At 70.0% G+C, this 14,733-nt stretch carries 14 protein-coding genes; 4 read left to right on the forward strand and 10 right to left on the reverse strand.

Annotated elements, in window-relative coordinates:
- Nucleotides 1-6: 6 nt before the first annotated feature.
- Nucleotides 7-1,539: an alkaline phosphatase D family protein gene (locus ACG0Z3_RS16740; protein WP_394399470.1), complete on the forward strand. Its 1,533-nt coding sequence runs from the start codon at nucleotides 7-9 to the stop codon at nucleotides 1,537-1,539.
- 30 nt (nucleotides 1,540-1,569) lie between these two features.
- Here ACG0Z3_RS16740 and ACG0Z3_RS16745 read toward each other — a convergent pair whose 3' ends face one another.
- Nucleotides 1,570-2,283, reverse strand: coding sequence for a 16S rRNA (uracil(1498)-N(3))-methyltransferase (locus ACG0Z3_RS16745; protein WP_394399472.1), 714 nt, complete (start codon nucleotides 2,281-2,283; stop codon nucleotides 1,570-1,572).
- A 151-nt stretch (nucleotides 2,284-2,434) separates the two neighbouring features.
- A complete protein-coding gene (locus ACG0Z3_RS16750; protein ID WP_056266878.1) occupies nucleotides 2,435-2,671 on the reverse strand; it encodes a hypothetical protein in 237 nt (78 codons plus the stop codon).
- A 202-nt stretch (nucleotides 2,672-2,873) separates the two neighbouring features.
- Between ACG0Z3_RS16750 and ACG0Z3_RS16755 the strand changes: the two genes are divergently transcribed.
- A complete protein-coding gene (locus tag ACG0Z3_RS16755; protein WP_394399474.1) occupies nucleotides 2,874-4,523 on the forward strand; it encodes an alkaline phosphatase family protein in 1,650 nt (549 codons plus the stop codon).
- On the opposite strand, the gene ACG0Z3_RS16760 is transcribed toward ACG0Z3_RS16755, so the two are convergent.
- The 7 genes from ACG0Z3_RS16760 to ACG0Z3_RS16790 all read right to left on the reverse strand — a co-directional run bounded on the left by ACG0Z3_RS16760 (nucleotide 4,513) and on the right by ACG0Z3_RS16790 (nucleotide 9,846).
- Nucleotides 4,513-5,154, reverse strand: coding sequence for a hypothetical protein (locus ACG0Z3_RS16760; protein ID WP_394399476.1), 642 nt, complete (start codon nucleotides 5,152-5,154; stop codon nucleotides 4,513-4,515). The two genes, ACG0Z3_RS16755 and ACG0Z3_RS16760, sit on opposite strands and share 11 nt — an antisense overlap.
- 65 nt (nucleotides 5,155-5,219) lie before the next feature.
- Complete coding sequence (locus tag ACG0Z3_RS16765; protein ID WP_394399478.1) at nucleotides 5,220-6,299, reverse strand: nucleotidyltransferase domain-containing protein; 1,080 nt, start codon at nucleotides 6,297-6,299, stop codon at nucleotides 5,220-5,222.
- Complete coding sequence (locus ACG0Z3_RS16770; RefSeq protein WP_394399480.1) at nucleotides 6,292-7,224, reverse strand: HprK-related kinase A; 933 nt, start codon at nucleotides 7,222-7,224, stop codon at nucleotides 6,292-6,294. The genes ACG0Z3_RS16765 and ACG0Z3_RS16770 overlap by 8 nt, the downstream gene beginning before the upstream one ends.
- Nucleotides 7,221-7,508, reverse strand: coding sequence for an HPr-rel-A system PqqD family peptide chaperone (locus ACG0Z3_RS16775; RefSeq protein ID WP_394399482.1), 288 nt, complete (start codon nucleotides 7,506-7,508; stop codon nucleotides 7,221-7,223). Before ACG0Z3_RS16775 ends, ACG0Z3_RS16770 begins: the two co-directional genes overlap by 4 nt.
- Before the next feature lies 1 nt (nucleotide 7,509).
- On the reverse strand, nucleotides 7,510-8,160 hold the full coding sequence (locus tag ACG0Z3_RS16780) for a hypothetical protein (protein ID WP_394399484.1): 651 nt from the start codon (nucleotides 8,158-8,160) through the stop codon (nucleotides 7,510-7,512).
- 349 nt (nucleotides 8,161-8,509) lie between these two features.
- Nucleotides 8,510-8,731: a hypothetical protein gene (locus ACG0Z3_RS16785; RefSeq protein ID WP_394399486.1), complete on the reverse strand. Its 222-nt coding sequence runs from the start codon at nucleotides 8,729-8,731 to the stop codon at nucleotides 8,510-8,512.
- A gap of 209 nt (nucleotides 8,732-8,940) precedes the next feature.
- Complete coding sequence (locus ACG0Z3_RS16790; protein WP_394399488.1) at nucleotides 8,941-9,846, reverse strand: LysR family transcriptional regulator ArgP; 906 nt, start codon at nucleotides 9,844-9,846, stop codon at nucleotides 8,941-8,943.
- Between the two features lie 73 nt (nucleotides 9,847-9,919).
- On the opposite strand from ACG0Z3_RS16790, the gene ACG0Z3_RS16795 reads away from it, so the two are divergent.
- Entirely contained in the window at nucleotides 9,920-10,549 is a 630-nt protein-coding gene (locus tag ACG0Z3_RS16795; RefSeq protein WP_394399490.1) for a LysE/ArgO family amino acid transporter, read from the forward strand.
- A gap of 13 nt (nucleotides 10,550-10,562) precedes the next feature.
- The gene (locus tag ACG0Z3_RS16800) at nucleotides 10,563-11,831 is read left to right on the forward strand and encodes a D-amino acid dehydrogenase (protein ID WP_394399492.1); all 1,269 of its coding nucleotides are present in this window, start codon (nucleotides 10,563-10,565) and stop codon (nucleotides 11,829-11,831) included.
- Nucleotides 11,832-11,862: 31 nt separating this feature from the next.
- On the opposite strand, the gene prsT is transcribed toward ACG0Z3_RS16800, so the two are convergent.
- Nucleotides 11,863-14,640 (reverse strand): XrtA/PEP-CTERM system TPR-repeat protein PrsT, encoded by a 2,778-nt coding sequence (prsT, locus tag ACG0Z3_RS16805; protein WP_394399494.1) that lies wholly within the window; start codon nucleotides 14,638-14,640, stop codon nucleotides 11,863-11,865.
- Nucleotides 14,641-14,733 lie beyond the last annotated feature (93 nt).

Raw genomic sequence — 14,733 nt, forward strand, 5'->3', positions numbered from 1 at the left:
CTGCCCATGCAGCGCCGCGATCTCTTCCGCGTCCTGGCTGCTGCCGGCCTCGGCCAGCTCACGAGCGCCCATGGCGCCACACCCAGGCTGGAGGCCGACCCCTTCCAGCTGGGCGTGGCCAGCGGCAGCCCCACGGCCAGCAGCGTCGTGCTGTGGACGCGGCTGATGCCGCTGAACCCGCTGAACAACCCCTGGGCACGCGAAACGCTGGATGTGCGCTGGGAACTGGCCGCCGACCCCGGCTTCGCCCAGGTGCTGCGCGCCGGCACCGTGCAGGCCCTGCCCCTGCTGGCGCACAGCGTGCACGTGGAGCTGCAGGGCCTGCCGGCCGACACCCATTTTTTCTACCGATTCCTGATCGGCGACGCGACCAGTCCCGTGGGCCGCACGCGCACGCTGCCGACCGCCGACCAGGCCGTCGACCGCCTGCGCCTGGGCCTGGCCTCATGCCAGCGCCTGGGCAATGGCCTGTTCGGCGCCTACACGCGGCTGATCGAGGACGGCGTGGATCTGATCGCCTTCGTCGGCGACTACATCTACGAGTCCGGCGCCTGGCCCACGGCTGCCCTGCCACGCGGTCTCACACCGGCCAGCGACCTGGGCGGCTACCGGCTGCATCACGAGACCCACAAGCTCGAACCCACACTGCAGGCCGCCCACGCCGCTGTGCCCTGGCTGGTGACCTGGGACGACCACGAGGTCGTCAACGACTACGCCGGGGCCCCGTTGCAAGGCCTGAGCAGCGGCGATGCCCGGCGCCGCGCGGCCGCCTACCAGGCCTACTACGAGCACATGCCGCTGCCGCTGTCGGCCTTGCGCCGCGGCCTCGCGGGCCTGACGCAGACGGGCGACGAACTGCGCCTATATGGCCGCCAGGCCTGGGGGCGGCTGGCCCAGTTGCACCTGCTGGACTGCCGGCAGTACCGCAGCGCGCCGGCCTGCACCGGGCTGCGCGGCCTCGTGGCGCCCGATGACTGCGCGGGGCTGCAGCGCCCCGACCGCACGCTGCTTGGCAGCGAGCAGGAAGCCTGGCTGCTCGACGGCCTGGCCGACACCGAACGCCCCTGGCAGCTGATGCTGCAGACCACCATGGTGGCACCGCGCCGCATCCCCTTCGGCGGCGGCCACCGAGTCTGGATCGACGGCTGGGACGGCTATCCCGCCTCGCGCCAGCGCCTGCTGGAGCGCCTGCAGGCGCAGCGCACGCCCGGCGCCGTCTTCCTCGGCGGCGACCTGCACGAGAACTGGGCCACGGAGATCCGCCAGCCCGACGGCAAGCCAGTGGCCACCGAGTTCGTCGGCGCCGGCATCACGATGAAGTCCTTCTTCCCGCGCATGACGCCCGACATCCTGGCCGCCAACCCGCACGCCCGCTACGCCGACGGCAGCGCCTGCGGCTACGCGCTGATCGACGTGACGCCGCAGCGCCTGCGCTGCGATTTCCGTGTCGTCGACAGCCTCGCCACCAACACGCCGGCCGTCCGCACGGCGGCCAGCTTCACGGTCGAGGCCGGTCAGCCGCGCCTGGTCAAAACCTGACGCAAAAGGTCTGCGAGCCGCCTGGCCCGCTCAGGACAAAGCCAGCCAGGACAGCACGGCCAGCGGCGCCGTGTCCGCACGCAAGACGCGCGGGCCCAGCGTGATGGCCACGAAGCCACGCGCACGGGCTGCGGCTTCCTCGGCGTCGCTCAGGCCGCCTTCCGGGCCGCTCAGGAACAGCGCGCGCGACGGCGCCAGGCCAGCCAGTGGCTGCGCCGCACGCGGGCTCAGCAGACCGCGCCATTCATCATCGGCCGGTGCCGGCAAGCCGGCCAGCCAGGCAGGCAGCGTCTGCACGGGCTCGACGCGCAGCGGCACCGTGCGCCCGCTCTGCTCGGCCGCCGCGATGGCCACGCCCTGCCAATGCGTGCGCTTCTTGTCGGCCCGCTCGCCTGCCAGGCGCAGCACCGACCGCTCGCCCACCAGCGGCTGCAGCGCCACGGCGCCCAGCTCGGTGGCCTTCTCGACAAGGAAGTCCATGCGGTCATTGGCTGGCATGACGACGGCCAGCGTCACGGCGCGCGCCAGCTCGCGCTGCGGCTGCTCGGCGTCGATGAGGTTCACGCGCACCTCGCTGCGCCCCATCGCCGTCACCTCGGCCCGCCATTCCGGGCCGCTGCCGTCGAACAGCGTCAGCGCGTCGCCTGGTTGCAGACGTAGCACCTGCACATGGCGTGCGGCACCCGCCGGCAACACAAGCTCGCCGGGCTGCAAAAGGGGAATATCAACAAAAAATCGAGGCAAGGCCGTCGTGCCTTATTTCGGGCCGAGCGCCGGGCCGCTCCCAAGCCGGCCCGTCTGGCGATGTTCGCAGCTCAATGCCGCGGACATCGTCGTCCCCTCGGGGGACCGACCGGACTCGCCCGCGTTCAGCGGCGAGCCCAGGCGAGGGGCATCATTTCGCGGCGATCTGCGCGTCCAGCTCCTTGCAGGACGGCGAGCACACGGGCTGCGACTTGCCCAGCAGCTTCTTGGACTTGAGCATGGCGCGCGGGCGATGCTTGCCGCAGAGGAAGCAGGACATGGTTGCTGCGCCGAAAGAGGAGGTCGCCGCGAAGGGCGAGCCCGGGGCTTTGGAGCGGTAGCGCAGACCATCCGCTTCGATGGTGGTCTTGGTGGTTTCTTTGGCCACGCTGGTCCTGTCGAAGAGTTGTAAGTGAGGAACGCCGGGCAGGCGCTGGGGCCCTGTATTTTCCACCATGTCCGGGGTGTCCGGCCTAGGGCTTTCAACACCCCTCGAATTTGACCCGTGGAGTCACACGCATGGCGACGTTTGCATCCGGCCGATCGACGGCACGGCGTAAGCTCGCGGCCCCGACATCAATGGGCGACCCATGCCGCTGCCAACCCGCCGCCATCTGCTGGGCCTGAGCCTGGCCCTGGGCCTCACGGCCTGCTCCACCCCGCCGACCGCCCACTCGCCGCAACGCCCGCAACTGCTGGTGCTGATGGTCGTCGACGGCCTGCCCATGCGCCAGGTTACCGACTACCGCGACCAGCTCGCGGCCGACGGCCTCGCACGCTTCCTGGAGCGCGGCCGCTGGTTTTCCGACGCGCATTACGGCCACGGCCACACCGTCACGGCGGCCGGCCACGCGGTGATGCTGTCGGGCGCCCACCCGCAACGCACCGGCATCATCAGCAATGAGTGGCGCGACCCGGCCACCGGCGCGCCGGTCTACAACACCGGAGACGCCGCGCACACCTACCTCGACAACCCGACAGCACCGCTGGCCGGCACCAGCCCGCGCAGTCTGAAGGTGCAGACGCTGGGCGACGTGCTGCGCACGCGCTCGGCCGCATCCAAGGTCATCGGCATCTCCGGCAAGGATCGCGGCGCCATCCTGCCGGCCGGACACCTGGGCACCGCCTACATGTACATGAGCGAGACGGGCCAGTTCTCGTCCAGCACCTACTACATGCCCGCGCTGCCGGCCTGGGTGAAGGACTTCAACGCCGTCAAGCCGGCCGACGCGTTCTTCAAGAAGACCTGGGCACCGCTGCTGCCCGAGTCGGCCTATGCCCGCTCCGTGCCCGACGGCCAGTCCTGGCAGGTCGCCAGCGGCAACGGCAACCGCCTGCCCGCTGTCATCGGCGACAAGACGGACGCACCCGGCCCACGCTTCTACGGCAACCTGCTGGCTTCGCCCTTTGGCGACGAGCTGACGCTGGCGTTCGCGCGTGCTGCGGTCACAAACGAAAAGCTGGGCCAGCGTGGCGTGCAGGACATCCTGTCCGTCAGCCTGTCCAGCCACGACTACATCAACCACGCTTACGGCCCCGAGTCGCGCCTGTCGCACGACCACCTGCTGCACCTGGATCGCCACCTGCAGGCCTTCTTCCAGTTCCTGGACAAGACCGTGGGCGCGGGCAATTACGTGCTGGCACTGACAGCGGACCACGGTTTTTCCGACACGCCCGAATGGGCGCTCACCCAGGGCCGCGACGCCGGCCGGTTTGCGTCGGCGCCGTCGCTGGCCGCCGTCAATGCCGCGCTGGCCAGCCGGTTCGGCGTGGATAAGCTCGCTCGCGACTTCTCGGCCGCCGGCCTGCTGCTCAACGACCAGCTCGCGGCACAGCGCGGCCTGGACTTCGCGGCCGTGCAGGCCGCCGCACGCGAGGAGTTGCTCAAGCTGCCGGGCGTGGAGACGGTCTTCACCCGCGAGCAGTTGCTGGGCGATGACGTGACCACCCCGTACCTGGCCGCGATGCGCAAGTCCTTCGACCCCACGCGCGCCGCGCAGCTGCAGATCGTGCTCAAGCCGCACTGGATTGCCAGCTACCGCCCCGGCGGCAGCACGCATGGCACGCCCCACCGCTACGACACCCATGTGCCGCTGCTGTTCTGGGGGCCGTCGTTCGTGGGCCGCGGCGAAATCAGGACGCCCGCCGAAGTGGCCGACCTGGCGCCCACGCTGGCCGCCGTGGCCGGACTGCCAGCACCAGCCCAATCGCAGGGGCGGGATCTGGGCATCAAGCCCTGAGCAGCAACTCCGTCGCCGACTCGCCCCACTGCGCCTCGGTCATCACCAGCCCACCCAGGCGCGCGCACAACGCAGCGGCCTGCGCCGGGCCTGTGGACGGCAACAGCAGCAGCAGCCGTCCATCGGCCAGACGGGCACAGCCATCGTCGGCGCGGATGCTGGCCAGCAGCGTCTGCGCCTCGGCGCCAGGCGAGGTTGTGGCGACACACAGCGGCCAGGCACGCGCGTCGCTGAGCAGCGACTGCAGCAGCGTCATCCCGGCCTGTGCGTCGAGCAGCTGGCCCGGCACCGGCTGCGGGCCTGCCAGTGCGCTGATGTCAACGCCGGTGCAGGCCCACCCGCCATCGGGCGTCGGCTGCTCCACCCACCAGATGCGGCGGCCATCCCGCCACGCCTGCTCGTAGCCGCCACGCAAGGCCTTTTGCCGGCGCCCCGGCGGGTCTACCGGCCCCACGCCGGCCGTCTGCGCTGCCTCCGCGATGTCGGCACGCGCCGGGTGCTCGGCCACCCCGATCGCCCAGGCCTGGCGGAACGCGGCATTGGCCAGCCTCAGCCGGTCGTTCGCATCGAACAAGGCCAACAACAGCGGGCCATCAGCCTGCGCCTGCCACCAGAGATCGGTTGGGTTCACGCCCAGGATTGGAACTCACCGCGACAGCGATCGCCCCGCCGCTGACGTTTTGGTGCAACTGCGCCTCACTCGGCCGGCGGCGACGCGAAACGCGCGCGCCACGCCTTGCGCACCAGGTGCGGCAGCAACAGCCGCAGAGGCATGCGCAGGGCATGGGAGCGCACGTACAGCAGCCATCTGGCCAACCGGGTGAGGCCCGTGTCGCACGCAGGATGAGGGGGCTGCAACGCACGCGCAAGAAGCGCCGCGATGCTGACGCGCCGCACCCACCCGGGCGCCAGCTTGACCAGTGCGGCCCTGTGCTCCGACGGAGCGCCAATGCCGAACAGGCGTTCGCGCTGCGCCAGGAGCACCGTCAGCGGCTCCCCCAGGCGCAGCTCGGCCGCGCGGTCCAGCAGCGTGGGCCAGAAGTCAGCGTCACGACCGAAATGGATGAGCAGGTCGTGGAGGTCGAGCAGGTCCCGCAGGCCATGGTCGAACTCGCCCTCCTGGTAGAGGTGCACGGCGCTGTGCAGCACCATGTCCTCCGGCGCCAGCATGTGATAGCCGCTGCTGCCGATGGGTCGGATGCGCTGCATCAGCAGCGCGCCGTCCACCCGAAAGCGCGACGTGGGCGGAGCGATGGTGTGGTGCAGGTCGATGACGCTGAGACGCTGCACATGCGTCAAGGGCGGGATCTCGTGCATCCAGTCGCGGTAGTAGCGCTGGTTGTAGGGATCACGCTCCTCGCTGATCCAGCCGCCACCCATCAAGGCGTTCTCTGCAGATGCCAGTTGCGGCAGCGATACCAGCAGATCGATGTCGGAAAAAATCCGGCCCCGGCTGGGGGGCAGGTCGGCCAGCAGGTAGGCCGCCCCCTTGAGCAGCACCAGGGGCTGCAGCCCCCCCAGCGCCTGGCGCATCTGGTGGAGCTCGAACAGCACGTCACGCCGCTGGCGCTGCACCAGTCGCAAAGCGCCTGCCAGGTAGTCACGCGGCGGCGCTGGCAGAGCCGCCAGCCCCCCGGGCCCTGCCGACGCGTGCACTGCCAGGCGCGCCAACAGGCGGCTGCGGCGCGCCTGGCCGATCAAGACCTCCCAGTCTCGCGGGCGCAGCGAACGCAACCGGCCTTCATCGCACCAGATACCGCTGAGCAGGTCAGCCACGCCCACCTCCCGCGCCAGCGTCGACGGCCAAGGCGTCGAACACGGCCACCGCATCGTCCAGCCGGCTGTAGCTGAACTCGAAGCAGTCGCAAGCGGCCGTCAGCCGTCCGAGCGCGTCGAATCCATCGGCGCCCAGCAACATGTAGTTGAAGGCATTGGCGCCTAGGTCCAGCAGGCTGCGCGCGCGCGGCCGCTGGCGCAGCTGCGCAGGCGCGCCGGCCACGAACTTGGGGAAGATCACCCATCGCGGCGCCGCGCGTTCGTCCATGCGGGCCACGTGTTCCGCCGGCACCTTCAGGTGGGTCACCGACCCCTTCGAGGTGCCATGCGTCACGGCCGTCATCACCGCGCCGGGAACGTAGGCTCGCATCAAGTCGATGGACTCGTTCTTCAGGCTGATGGGCCGTACGGCGGGTGAGATGAGGCCGTCCTGCAACGAAATCAGCGCAACCTCATCGGAAAGCAAGCGCCAGCCGCGATGCACGAGACCGGCGCACAGCGTGCTCTTGCCCGACCCCGGCGGCGCCGGCAGCACCACCGCCAGGCCACCGCGCTCGACAACGGCTGCGTGCAGCATCAGGTAGTGGTGGGCGCGCGTGGAAACGCACCAGTTCATGGCCCATTCCAGCTGCGGATAGGCATGGTCCTGCGGCAATGGCTCGAAGGGATAGAACCCGTCGCTGCTGAAGCGGACCTGGCGACGCCACCAGCGGTGCAGGCCGGCGCCGCCCTCCATCTTCAACGCGAAGTCGGCAAACTCGTCCGGGGTCTCGACGGGGTAGTCCGCATAGAGCAGCGCGATGCCGGCACCGATCTGAGGCAGACGGGAGTGCAGCCGGTAGCGAAAGGGGCCCGAGCGGATCACCAGATCGCCCACGGCCAGCCGGCGGTGCAATTCCTGCCCGCCCAACGCGGCCAGGTTCATGTCGCCTCGCCCACCAGCGACTCCACCAGACCCAACTGTTCGAAGAAGGCCAGCCCGTCCTGCAGCTGCGTCCGCAGGCCAGCGTCGGCGGCGACACCCAGGTCGGCGCACACCTGCGCCTCGATGTCAGCAAGCCCGCTGCAACCGCTCTCCAGGGCCATCAGCGCCGCAGCCATCAACGCGTCGACAGCCAGCGTCTGGCCCGAACCGGTGTCGTAGATGACCCAATCGCCGTCCAGATGCCGCCAGCGCAGCGCCGTCAAGCCACCCAGGCGCCAGGGCAATTCAAGAGACCGGCGTGATCCGCTTGAACAGCGACGCAGCGGCCGCGCGCGTATCTCCCCCTGCGCTCCAGAACTCGTAGACCTTTTCCTTGCTGTAAGGGAAGGTCTTGGTGGAAGAGGGAGTGTCCGCATACAACGTCGCCGCGTTCAGGTATGCGCAGATGTAGGTCGCTTCGACGGTTGTCGAGTTGTCACGAAGCACTGCCAACAGCGTTTTGCTGCTGAGGGTCGACGAGCAGCTCGAGCCGAACGCAGAACCCGCCGTCGTTGCATGACTGATTGCCGGCCACGCGTTCACGGGCGTCCAGGTGTTCTTCGACGAGTCATAGGTCGCGCTGGACCAATGCGTCATCGGCTTGCCTTTGGCCTGGATGGCAACAATGTTCGGCCCGAACGAATGTGCGGCCGACTGCACGCCGGAAATCGAGCACAAGCCTTCCTTGCCCTTGTCGCCAGCGCAGGTCAGCACCGTGGATTGACCAGTGGCCAGGGCCCCGACGGGCTGCAACGCTGCCACCGCAGCCGCACTGCCGACCGCGCCCTTGAGCAACAGGCGCCGACGCGCCAAGGCCTCTGCGGACAAAGCTGGGCGGACGGGCAACAGCGGGTCACCGCTCAACGGAACATCCGGGTTCGAGGTCTGGTCGTTCATGCGAATCTCACGTTGGCCGCCCGCTAGGGGACACTGAAAACCGGCCTACTTGGCGCGGCCGACCAAAAAAGCCATTGCCTCACCACAGGGCGGGGCGGCACAAAATTTTAAAAGCCCCTCCGCACTCGCGTGCGGCTCCAAAAGGAACTTCGCCCAATTTGACCTCAAGCGCCGTCGTTTGCACCGGCCCCGCACCCCTCGGCTCAGGGGTGATCAACAGTCACAACCCGTGTTGCGCGCCACACCATCGTGGCCTGAGGCGCCAGCCGTGGCTGTGCTCTGGGCATGGCATCTGGTGACGACCGACTCCCGGCAGCAGGCGCCGCCGGCGGTGAAGCGGATCTGGAATTTATGCCGTGCGGCGCGACAGCCAGCTCAGCGGGGAATCCGACGTGCCACGGCCGGACTGCGACTCCAGGTAGTCGCTCGGCGGCTGGTTGCGGTATTCGCTGATGCCGCCGCCATCTAGGCAGGCGTCAAGGCCGAAGGCCGTGCCGAGGTCGGCGGGATCCGGCTCGCTGCGCACGGCAGCGTCACGGCGGAAGAAGCGCAGCGCTGGGACGAATCGCATGACGAACCTCTCGGGGTGAAGCGCCGACAACCACATCGGCCTGATGTGCTGAGCAGTGTGCGGGATTCGTGTGACAAGCGATGCCTGCAACTGTGAGTAAATATTGCCCCACCTGCAAATACCACACGTTCAGGGTGGGGCCCGCCCCAAGTTCTTCGGGCCGGCTGTCGCGGCCATGCGTCACATCGGCCCGATAGCGGGCCAGCGGATCAGCCCAGCGCCCGCCGCGCGCCGTCGGCGAGCGCTTGTCCGATGCGGTCGAGCAGCGCGCCGCGGGCCTGGAGCTGCCACTGGTGCCAGTACAGCGCCACGTCGACGCCGACCTCCGGCCGCAACACCACCAATTGACCGGTTTCGACGAGCGGGCGCACCTGGACCTCGGGCGCCACGCCCACGCCCCAGCCCATGACGACAGCCATCACATAGGCCTCGCTGGACGGCACGAAGCGCTCGCGCAGGCGGGGTGCGCGCACACCGAAGGCCTGGGCCACCCACTGCGCCTGGCTGTCGTCCTTGCGGTTGAAGACGAGGAAGGGCGTGTCGGCAAAGTTGCCGGCGTGCAGGCCCTCCGGCAACTGCGCCGCCAGGAAACCTGGGCTCGCCACGGCCACGTAGCGCATCACGCCCAGCGGCTGCACGCGACAGCCCTGCAGCGCCTCGGCCACCGTGGACACGCAGCCCAGCACGGCGCCCTGGCGCAGGCTGTCGTGAGTGAAGTCCTGGTCGTCCACCACCAGTTCCAGCCCGTAGCCCTCGCGCAGGCCCTGCTGAACCAACTCGTTCAGTGCCGGCAGCACCCAGGTGGCCAGGCTGTCGGCGTTGACGGCGATGGCCAGCCGCGACTGCGGCGCGACGCGCTCGCCCAGCTCCCGGGCGACGTCCACGCGCAGCGCCTGCAACTGGCGGGCGAAGCGCAGCAACACCTTGCCGGCCTCCGTCAGCCGCAGCGGCCGGGAGCGCACGACCAGTGGCTGGCCCACCTGGGTCTCCAGGGATCGCAGGCGCTGCGACACGGCGCTCTGCGTGATGGACAGCCGCTGGGCGGCCCGCTCGAAGCCCTGCTCGTCAGCTAGCGCAGCCAGACAGTCGAGGGCGGCAGGATCGAAGTCATTCATAAGCCGCACTAATGTATGGCGAAGAATATGAATGAAGCTTCTTGATTTAGGCCACGCTTCGGAGAATCCGCCGATGCCCGAGCCGCTCACCACGCCCGCCGTCGTTTTTGCGCAGGGCCTGGCCATGGGCGCCGGGCTGATCCTGGCCATTGGCGCGCAGAACGCGCTGGTGCTGCGGCAGGGCCTGAAGCAGGAGCATGTGGGCGCCGTCGTGGCCGTCTGCACACTGTCGGACTGGCTGCTGATCGCGCTGGGCGTGTTCGGCCTGGGAGCGCTGATTCAGGGCAGCCCGCTGCTCCTGGAGGCCTTCCGTTTCGGTGGCGCGGCCTTCCTGCTGGGCTACGCCGTGCTGGCCGCCAAGCGCGCCTGGCGACCGTCGTCGGGGCTCTCCGCCGCCGGCCAGGCCACGAGCCTGGGCGCGACGCTGTCGGCCGCATTCGCCTTCACCTACCTGAACCCGCACGTCTACCTGGACACCGTCGTACTACTGGGCGGCCTGGGTGCGCGCCAGCCGCCGGAAATGCGCACGGCCTTCGCGGCGGGCGCCTGTGCCGCGTCGGCACTGTGGTTCAGCCTGCTGGGCTTCGGCGCAGCGGCCGCGGCACCGAAGCTGCAAAACGCCAACACCTGGCGGGTTCTCGATGCGCTGGTCGCTTTGCTGATGGCCGGCCTGGGTTTACAACTCCTCCTGCAACCGCTCTAAGGGCCACCCGCTCATGAAGATCGTTGTCCTCGGCGCCGGCATCATCGGCATCGCCACCGCCTGGTATCTGCTCGACGAGGGTCACGACGTCATCGTCGTCGACCGCCAGCGCGACGCCGCGCTGGAAACCAGCTTCGCCAACGGCGCCCAGATCTCGGTGAGCTTCTGCGAGCCATGGGCCAACGCAGGTGCGCCGTTCAAGGTGGCCAAGTGGCTGCTGCGCGACGACTCGCCGCTGCTGTTCCGCCCGCGGCTGGACCCCAACCAGTGGCGCTGGGGCCTGGCTTTCCTGACACAGTGCACAACAGCGGCCTTCGAGCGCAACGTGGAGCAGCTCGTGCAACTGGGCCGCTACTCGCACGAGTCGCTGAAGGACCTGGTGGCGAGCACCGGCATCGAGTACGACCGGCTGGAGCGCGGCATCCTGCACTTTTTCTCCACCCAGGCCGACTTCGACGCCGGCGCGGCGGGCGCCGAGATCATGCGCCGTCACGGCGTGGACCGCCGCGTGCTGAACCGCGACGAGGTGCTGAAGGTGGAGCCCGCGCTGGCCACCTTCGGCTCGCAGGTAGCCGGTGGCACGTTCACGCCCAGCGATGAGAGCGGCGATGCCAAGGTCTTCACGCAAAAGCTGGCGGCGCTGTGCGCGTCACGCGGTGCGCAGTTCCTGTACGAGCACGACATCCTGGCGCTGCAGCGCGCCGGCGACGGCATAGAAGCCGTGCAGATCGCCGATGTGCGCAGCGGCGAGCGCAAGACCGTGAAGGCGGATGCCTTCGTCGCCGCGATGGGCTCGTACACGGCCGCGCTGGTGAGGCCGCTGGGCGAGCACCTGAACATCTACCCGGCCAAGGGCTACTCAGCCACGCTGCGGCTCAAGAAGCCCGAGGCCGCCAGCACCGTCAGCCTGCTGGACGACAGCCGCAAGATCGCGATCTCGCGGCTGGGCGACCACATCCGCATCGCCGGCACGGCCGAGCTGTCGGGCTTCGACCTGAACCTGGACTCGCCCACGGCGCGCGTGCGCTGCGCGGCGCTGGTGCGGCGCTACGAGGAGCTGTTCCCCGGCGTGGCGGACACGAGCGAGCCCAACTACTGGACCGGCCTGCGGCCCAGCACGCCCACCAACATTCCGTACATCGGCCGCAGCAAGCGGGCTCGTAACCTGTGGCTGAACGCCGGCCACGGCACGCTGGGCTGGACGCATGGCGCCGGCTCGGGCCGAGCGATGGCAGAGCTCATCGCCGGCCGCAAGCCGGACCTGCAGTTCGGCTTTTACTGACGCCCCGGCTCGCGGCCGGGGCGCCGCCGCGTCAGAGCGTCTTCAACAGCGCCTCGACCTCGGCCTGCTGCGGGAACTTCTTGCCCAGCTGGGCCAGCACCTCCAGCTCCGTGCGCGCCTTGGCCTTGTCGCCCGACAGGATGAGGATCTGCGCCAGGTTGAGCTTGTAGCTGGGCTGGTCGGGCTGGTCGGAGACCAGCGCGCGCTGCACCGTGAGCGCCTTGCTGAACTGCTTCTCGTTGGCCAGCACGGTGGCGTAGGTGTCGCGCAGCGCGCCGTCATCGGGACGCAGCTTCAGGCCGCGCTCGGCCAGCTCCAGCGCGCCGGCCTTGCCGGCCTTGCTGCGCAGCCAGGCCACGTTGTTGATCAGCGGCACCACGTCCGGGTAGCGCGCCAACAGCGCTTCGTAGCGCGTCAGCGCGCCGTCGAAATCGCCACGCGCCAGCGTCACGTCGGCCGCCGCCGTAGCGAAGGCGTTGTCCTGCGGGTGGCTGGCCTGCCACTGCTTCTCGAAAGCCAGCGCCTCATCGCGCTTGCCGCTGGTCAGCAACACGGCGAACAGACGCGGTGCGGCATCTGCCGGGTCGGCCAGGGCCGTGGCCTTGCGCAGCAGCGCGATCGCGGCATCCGGGCGCTTGCGGCCGAGCTCGATGTCGGCCTCCGCCACCAGCGCGAAGGCCTCCTGCGGCAGCCGCTTCTGGCGCTCGCGCAGCGCCGCCTGCGCCTCGTCCGTGCGGCCCTGCCGCATCGCCAGCTGGATCAGCAGGCGCTGCGCCATGACGGAGCCCGGCTGGGCCTCCAGCGCGCGCTTGACCTCGCGCTCGGCCCCCGCGTAGTCCTTGTCGACGAAGCGCAGCTGGGCCAGCCCCAGCCAGCCGTAGGCGCGCGCCGGCGCCAGCGACGTGAGGCGCGAGTAGGTCTTGGCGGCCTGCACCCGGTCGCCCGAGGCCAGCTGCGTGCGGGCCAGGCGCTCCAGCAGGTCGGGGTTCAGCGGCTGGGCGGCCGAGGCCTCCTGCGCGGCCTGCGCGGCGGCAGCCACATTGCCCAGGCGCAGCTGGTGATCGATCAGCGCCATCCGCAGCGCCGCCTCGTTGGGCTCGTCGCGCACAGCCACCTTGAGCACCTCGGTGACGCGCTCGGACGCCGCGCCGGTCTGCAGCAGCAGCTCGGCCAGCGCCAGGCGTGCCTGCGGCACGCGCGGCTGGCTGGCGACGAAGGCCTCCAGCCGCTTGACGGCCGCGTCATTGCGCTTGGCGTGCAGGTCGATGGCCACCAGGCCCAGCGCCGCCGGCAGGTAGCCGGCATCGGCCTTCAGCGCCGCATCGAACGCGGCCTGCGCGGCCGCCATGTCCTTGCGCACCAGCTGGATGCGGCCGCGCAGCGCGTCGGGCACCGGGCTGTCCTTCATCTTGGGCGCCAGCTTGTCCAGCGCGGTCAGCGCGCCGGCCAGGTCCTGGCGGCGCATCAGCGCGTTGACCACCATCAGGTCGTAGTTGCTGCCACTGTCCTTGGCGGCCAGCTCGCGCAGCTGGGCCAGCGCGGCATCGGCCTTGGCGCGGCCGGTGCCGCCGGGCGCGGCGGATTCGCGCACGATGGCCGTCAGCGCCAGCGCGGCCTGCGTCTTGGCGTCGTCGGGGCGCAGCCGGACCGCAGCGCCGAAGGCCTGGTCCGCCGCGTCGAAGTTGCCCTGCATCAGCTGCGCCTTGCCGGCCAGCAACAGGGTCTCGGCATCGGCCTTGCCCGTTTCCAGCACGGGGCGCAGCGTCTCCAGCGTCTTGGCCGGTGCGCGGCGCTGCAGCTGCAGGCTGGCGTACTGGCGGCGCAGGCCGGTGTCCTCGGGGGCCAGCTTGAGCGACTGGTTCAGCAGGTTCTCGGCGTCCGCCAGTTCGCCCAGCTGCTGGTGCGCGCCCGCTGCCAGCCGCAGCAGCGGCAGGTAGTTGGGCATGAGCTTGAGCAGCGGCAGCGCCAGCTCGCGGGCCTTGGCGGCGTCGTTCTTGGCCAGCGCCAGCTGCGCCTGCAGGAAGCGGCCCTGCGGCTTCTTGGCCATCGCGGCGGGCATGCTGTCGATGAGCTTGGCCGCGTCGTCCAGCTTCTGCTGGTTGAAGGCCAGGCGCACCAGCAGCGCACGGGCGTCGTAGTTGTTGGCGTCCAGCTCCAGCACGCGGGCGAGCAGCGGCTGGGCCTCGTCGATCTTGCCGCGCACCAGCAGCACCTCGGCCTTGAGCTGCAAGGCCTTGACGGACTTGGGCGCGCGGAACAGCAGCTCGTCCAGCGCAGCCAGCGCCTCGTCCACGAAACCGCCGGCCAGCTTGGTGCGGGCGCCAACGACGACCGCGCCCTCGTCCTCCGGCGTGGCCTGCAGCGCACGCACGGCAGTGGCCTTGGCCTCGGTCAGGTTGCCCTGCGCCAGATAGGCCATGGACAGCTGCTGCAGCAGCACCGACATGGCCTTGGGGTCGGCCAGGCTCTGGTCCCCGTAATCGGCGATGAGCTTGCGCGACTGGCCCGACTGCAGCAGCGTCTGCGCCAGCAGCGGCAGCACCTGGTCGCGCGGGGCGCCCAGCTCCTCGGCGCGGCGCAGCTCGATCTCGGCCCCCGCCATGTCGCCGGCCTCCAGCAGGGCCTGGCCCAGCAGCAGGCGGCCGCTGGCGCTCTCGGCGTTCTTCTGCAGCAGGTTCTTCAGCTCGATGATGGCGCCGGCGGTGTCCTTCTGCGCCATGAGCTTCTGCGCGGAACTCAGCAACTCCTGTTCGGAACGCTGTTGAGTGCAGGCGGCCAGCGCGGCAGCCAGCAGGAGAGGGGCAAGCAAGCGGGTCTTCATCGGTTCTCCGGCAACGGGCGCGCGATTGTGTTCCTAGAATCCGCGCCCCCTGTCAGGACTGGCCCCAAGGCCGGTAATACG

The sequence above is a fragment of the Pelomonas margarita genome, assembly GCF_043555875.1.
Taxonomy (GTDB): Bacteria; Pseudomonadota; Gammaproteobacteria; order Burkholderiales; family Burkholderiaceae_C; genus Pelomonas; species Pelomonas margarita.

Excerpts from the sequence above, each read along its gene's own strand:
- ACG0Z3_RS16740 (WP_394399470.1), top strand. The coding sequence starts at position 7 with ATGCAGCGCCGCGATCTCTTCCGCGTCCTGGCTGCTGCCGGCCTCGGC.
- ACG0Z3_RS16755 (WP_394399474.1), top strand. The coding sequence starts at position 2,874 with ATGCCGCTGCCAACCCGCCGCCATCTGCTGGGCCTGAGCCTGGCCCTG.
- ACG0Z3_RS16770 (WP_394399480.1), bottom strand. The coding sequence starts at position 7,224 with ATGAACCTGGCCGCGTTGGGCGGGCAGGAATTGCACCGCCGGCTGGCC.
- ACG0Z3_RS16780 (WP_394399484.1), bottom strand. The coding sequence starts at position 8,160 with ATGAACGACCAGACCTCGAACCCGGATGTTCCGTTGAGCGGTGACCCG.
- ACG0Z3_RS16785 (WP_394399486.1), bottom strand. The coding sequence starts at position 8,731 with ATGCGATTCGTCCCAGCGCTGCGCTTCTTCCGCCGTGACGCTGCCGTG.
- ACG0Z3_RS16790 (WP_394399488.1), bottom strand. The coding sequence starts at position 9,846 with ATGAATGACTTCGATCCTGCCGCCCTCGACTGTCTGGCTGCGCTAGCT.
- ACG0Z3_RS16795 (WP_394399490.1), top strand. The coding sequence starts at position 9,920 with ATGCCCGAGCCGCTCACCACGCCCGCCGTCGTTTTTGCGCAGGGCCTG.
- ACG0Z3_RS16800 (WP_394399492.1), top strand. The coding sequence starts at position 10,563 with ATGAAGATCGTTGTCCTCGGCGCCGGCATCATCGGCATCGCCACCGCC.